Here is a 4,931-nt window from a genome sequence, read left to right on the forward strand (position 1 = left end):
TTGTTGACCAGCGGCCCCATCTGCGTTTCCGGATCGAGCGGATCGCCGATGCGGATCTTTTTGGTGCGCTCGACCAGCCGCTCGACGAAGCGGTCATGCAGGCCCCTCTGCACGAAGACGCGCGTGCCGTTGGAGCAGATCTGGCCGGTCGAATAGAAATTCCCGAGCATGGCGCCGCCGATGGCATTTTCGAGATCGGCATCGTCGAAGACGATCAGCGGCGACTTGCCGCCGAGCTCCATCGTGGCGTGCTTCATCTTCGAGCCGGCAAGCGACAGCACCTTGCGGCCGGTCGGTACCGAGCCGGTCACCGAAACCTTTGCCACGACATCATGGCCGACGAGGCCGGCGCCGACGTCGCCATAGCCCTGCACGACGTTGAACAGTCCGTCGGGCAGCCCGGCCTCGCTGTAGATCTCGGCCAGCGCCAGGGCCGAAAGCGGCGTGTTCTCCGACGGTTTGAACACCATGGCGTTGCCCATGGCTAAAGCCGGCGCAGATTTCCAGCCGGCGATCTGGATCGGATAGTTCCAGGCGCCGATGCCGACGCACACGCCGAGCGGCTCGCGCCTTGTATAGGCAAACGGCCCGCCGAGATCGATCATCTCGCCGTTGAAGGCGGCGACCGCGCCGGCGAAATATTCCAGGCAATCGGCGGCCGAAGGCGCGTCCGCTACCAGCGTCTCCTGGATCGCCTTGCCGGTGTCCAGCGTCTCGATGCGGGCGAGATCGGCATTGCGCGCTCGCAGAATGTCGGCAGCACGGCGCAGGATGCGGCCGCGCTCGACAGGCTTCAGCCGCGCCCAGGCCGGTTGCGCCGCGCGCGCGGCTTCGATCGCCAACTCCAGCACGTTCGGCGTCGCCGAATGCAGTGTGGCGATGGTCTCGCCGGTTCCCGGATAGATCACCGGCAACGGCGCGCCGCCGTCGTCCTCGATATAGCGGCCGTTGACGTAATGCGATGCCGTGGGCTGGGCGCGCATGGTCTTCTCCGTTCGTTATTGCTGGGCGGGGAGGGCGCCCGCCGGATCATGCGCTATCTGTCGGCCACCTGCCAGCGCGGATTGATCCAGGGTTCCTGGTTGGAAGGCGCCAGCGGCGTGCGGCCAAGGATGTGGTCGGACGCCTTCTCGCCTGTCATGATCGAAGGCGCGTTGAGATTGCCGTTGGTCACCCGTGGAAAGATCGAGGAGTCGGCGACGCGCAGGCCCTCGACGCCGATGACCCGGCATTCCGGATCGACGACGGCGGTCAGATCGTCGGCGCGGCCCATCCTGCAGGTGCCGCAGGGATGGTAGGCGCTCTCGGCGTGCTCGCGGATGAATGCGTCGAGCTCGTCGTCGGTCTGCACATGGCTGCCCGGCGAAATCTCCTTGCCACGGAAGCCGTCGAAGGCCTTCTGGCCGAAAATCTCGCGCGTCAGACGGATGCAGTGGCGGAACTCGCTCCAGTCGTCCGGATGCGACATGTAGTTGAAGCGGATCACCGGCTTCGCCTTCGGGTCGGGGGAGCGCAAAGTTACCGAGCCGCGCGACTTGGAGCGCATCGGCCCGACATGCGCCTGGAAGCCATGCGACTTCGCCGCCGCCTTGCCGTCGTAACGCACCGCCGCCGGGATGAAGTGGTACTGGATATCTGGGTAGTCGACGCCGGCCTGCGAGCGCACGAAGGCCGCGGCTTCGAAATGGTTGGTGGCGCCGAGGCCGGACTTGAAGAACAGCCACTGCGCGCCGATCATCGCCTTGGAGAAGGGGTTGAGCACCGAGTTCAGCGTGATCGGCTTGGTCGCTTCCTGCTGGATATAGAGCTCCAGATGGTCCTGCAGATTGGCCCCGACGCCCGCCCGGTCGGCGATCACCTTTATGCCGTTTTCCTGCAGATGCGCGCCGGGGCCGACGCCGGACAGCATCAGGATCTTCGGCGAATTGATCGACGAGGCCGCGACGATCACCTCACGTCGCGCCTTAACGACCTGAATCTGTTTGTTAGCTTCGATCTCGACGCCGATGGCGCGTTGATTCTCTATCACCACGCGGCGGGCGAAGCCCTTGACCAGACTCACATTCTTTCGCCTGAGAGCCGGCTTAAGATACGCGTTCGCGGCCGACCAGCGGCGGCCGCGCCAGATGGTCTGCTCCATCGGCCCGAAGCCTTCCTGCTTCGATCCGTTATAGTCGTCGGTGAGCTCGAAGCCGGCCTGCCGGCCCGCCTCGAGGAAGGCGCCGTAAAGCGGGTTCTTGCGCGTGCCGCGCTGCACATGCAGCGGGCCGCCCTGACCGCGCCAGCCGTCCTCGCCGCCGTCGGAATCCTCCATGCGCTTGAAATAGGGAAGCACGTCGGCGAAGCCCCATCCGGCAGCACCCTGTTCGGCCCAATGGTCGAAGTCGCGCGCATGGCCGCGAACATAGACCATGCCGTTGATGGAGGACGAACCGCCGATCACCTTGCCGCGCGGGGTGGCGAGCACGCGGCCGCCGAGATGCGGCTCTGGCTCGCTGGCGAAGCCCCAGTCGTAAAGGCTCATGTTGAGCGGGATCGACAGCGCCGACGGCATCTGGATCAGCGGCCCCATATCGGTGCCGCCGAACTCGATCACGATCACCGAATGCTTGCCGTCTTCCGACAGCCGGTAGGCCATGGCCGAGCCGGCGGAGCCCGATCCGATGATCACGAAATCCGCTTCAAGCATTGTTCATATGCGCCATAAAGTCGGCGAGCGAGACATTGCCGCCGGTAGCCACCACAAGGACGGTTTTGCCCGCTACATCCACCTTGCCGCCGAGCAGCGCGGCAAGCGAGGCCGCGCCCGAAGGCTCCAGCACCAGCTTCAGCCGCTCGAAGGCGATCTTCATTGCATCCCGCACCGCGGCATCTTCGACGGTGACGCCGCGAACGCCGGCAGCACTCACCGCCGCGAAGGGCGCCTCGCCTGGCTTGCGCGCCATCAGCCCGTCGCAGATCGATCTCGGTCCGATCGGCATCGTCTCGATCGCGCCATGCGCCAGCGACGAGCCCATGCCGTTGAAGCCTTCCGGCTCGACGGCGATGATCTCGGTTTTCGGCGACAGATAATGGAAGGCGAGCGAAACGCCGCCGATCAGGCCGCCGCCGCCAACCGAGCAGAACACCAAATCGGCGTGGGCCTTCTTCGCCGCCAACTGGTCGAGCGCTTCCAGCCCGGCCCCTGCCTGGCCGGCGACGATCTCGGGATCGTCGAAGGGATGCAGCAAGATGAGCTGCTCGGTCTCGGCGATCTCGCGCGCCTTGGCGGCGGCGACTTCCTCGCGGGCACGCTCGCCATGATCGGTCAGCACCACGCGCGCGCCATAGCCGGCGGTCGCGTCGCGCTTGGCGGCAGGCGCGTCGATCGGCATGACGATGGTGACGGGAATGCCGAGCGCCTGGCCGGCAGCCGCAAGCCCTTGCGCGAAATTGCCGGAGGAATAGGCGACCACGCCCTTCCTCGCTTCGTCCGGTGACAGCCGCTTAAGGCGCCAATAGGCGCCGCGCACCTTGAAGGACCCCGCCCATTGCAGCGATTCCGGCTTGACGAACACCCGCGCGGCGCCGGCTTCCCTCGCAAGTGCGGGCGACTCCAACAGCGGCGTGACTTGCGTCGCCGTCGAGGTCACCGCATAGGCCTGCTTCAGGCGGTCGAGGGTGGGAACCAGAACGTCTGCCATCATTCGCCTCGCGGATATCGTTTGCTCTCTTCGAGGTTGTCGAGATTCATGTGATTGCGCATGTAGCGCTCCGAGGCTTTCTGCAGCGGCTGGAAATCCCAGGGGTAATAGGCGCCGTTGCGCAGCGCCGGGTAGACGACCCAGCGGCTTGCCTGGCTTTCGCGCACCGCGGCATCGAACGCGGCCATGTCCCAGCGCGCCCGGACCTTTTCCATGAACGCCGCCACCAGGGCAGCGTTCGCCGGATCCTCAGCGAGGTTGTTCCGTTCGAGCGGGTCGGCCTCCAGGTCGAACAGCTGCGGCGCGTCGAGCTCGCAATGGACGAATTTGTATTTGCCGTCGCGGATCGCGGCCAGCGGCGCATAGGAGCCTTCGGCGGCATATTCCATGACAACGGGTGCGGTGCGCGGCTTGCCGCCGAGCAGCGGCAGCAGCGACTGGCCGTCGGTCCACGGCGCGATTGCAGCGATATCAATGCCGGCGAGGTCACAGACCGTCGGCGTCACGTCGAGATTGGAGACGGGCGCCTCGATGAGGCCGGCTGGCACGCCGTTGCCGGCGATCATCAGCGGCACGCGCGCCGAGCCCTCGAAGAAGCTCATTTTGAACCACAGGCCGCGCTCGCCCAGCATGTCGCCGTGATCCGAGCAGAACAGGATGATGGTGTCGTCAAGCATGCGAGTGCGCTTGAGGACGTCCAGAAGCTCGCCGAGCTTATCGTCGACATAGGAAATGTTGGCGAAATAGCCGCGCCGGGAACGGCGCACCTGCTCGAGCGTGATCTCGAAGGACTGATAGTCGCTTGCCCGGTAAAGGCGCTGCGAATGCGTGTCCTGTTCGTCATGCGGGATGAACGGCGTTTCGGGATCGAGCGTCTGGCAGTTCTCGTAAAGATCCCAGTACTGCCTGCGCGCGACATAGGGATCGTGCGGGTGCGATAGCGAAACGGTAAGGCACCAGGGCCGATGTCCCGCATCGTCCTGCTCGCGCGAAAGCTGGTACAGCTTTTGCTCGGCCAGAAACACCACCTCGTCGTCATACTCCATCTGGTTGGTGGTCTCGGCAACGCCGGCGCCGGTGACCGAGCCGAGATTGTGATACCACCAGTCGATGCGCTCGCCGGGCTTGCGGTAATCCGGCGTCCAGCCGAAATCGGCCGGATAGATATCGGTGGTCAGCCGCTCCTCGAAGCCGTGCAACTGGTCCGGTCCGACGAAATGCATCTTGCCGGACAGGCAGGTGTAATAG

Annotated in this window: 4 protein-coding genes; all 4 read right to left on the reverse strand. The window is 65.2% G+C overall.

The window, feature by feature from the left end:
• Positions 1-983: aldehyde dehydrogenase family protein (locus EOA79_RS04760; RefSeq protein ID WP_128292922.1), on the reverse strand; the 983-nt coding region annotated here is incomplete at its 3' end.
• Positions 984-1,036: 53 nt separating this feature from the next.
• Complete coding sequence (gene betA / locus EOA79_RS04765; RefSeq protein WP_095823749.1) at positions 1,037-2,689, reverse strand: choline dehydrogenase; 1,653 nt, start codon at positions 2,687-2,689, stop codon at positions 1,037-1,039.
• Entirely contained in the window at positions 2,682-3,686 is a 1,005-nt protein-coding gene (locus EOA79_RS04770) for a threonine/serine dehydratase (RefSeq protein WP_164893822.1), read from the reverse strand. The genes betA and EOA79_RS04770 overlap by 8 nt, the downstream gene beginning before the upstream one ends.
• Positions 3,683-4,931 (reverse strand): choline-sulfatase (gene betC, locus EOA79_RS04775; RefSeq protein ID WP_245489839.1); only part of this gene is annotated, 1,249 nt, incomplete at its 5' end. The genes EOA79_RS04770 and betC, both read right to left, overlap by 4 nt.

The organism is Mesorhizobium sp. M1A.F.Ca.IN.020.03.2.1, assembly GCF_004023205.1.
In the GTDB taxonomy this organism is placed as follows: domain Bacteria; phylum Pseudomonadota; class Alphaproteobacteria; order Rhizobiales; family Rhizobiaceae; genus Mesorhizobium.

Coding starts and splice junctions, on each gene's coding strand:
- betA (WP_095823749.1), bottom strand. CDS start 2,689: ATGCTTGAAGCGGATTTCGTGATCATCGGATCGGGCTCCGCCGGCTCG.
- EOA79_RS04770 (WP_164893822.1), bottom strand. CDS start 3,686: ATGATGGCAGACGTTCTGGTTCCCACCCTCGACCGCCTGAAGCAGGCC.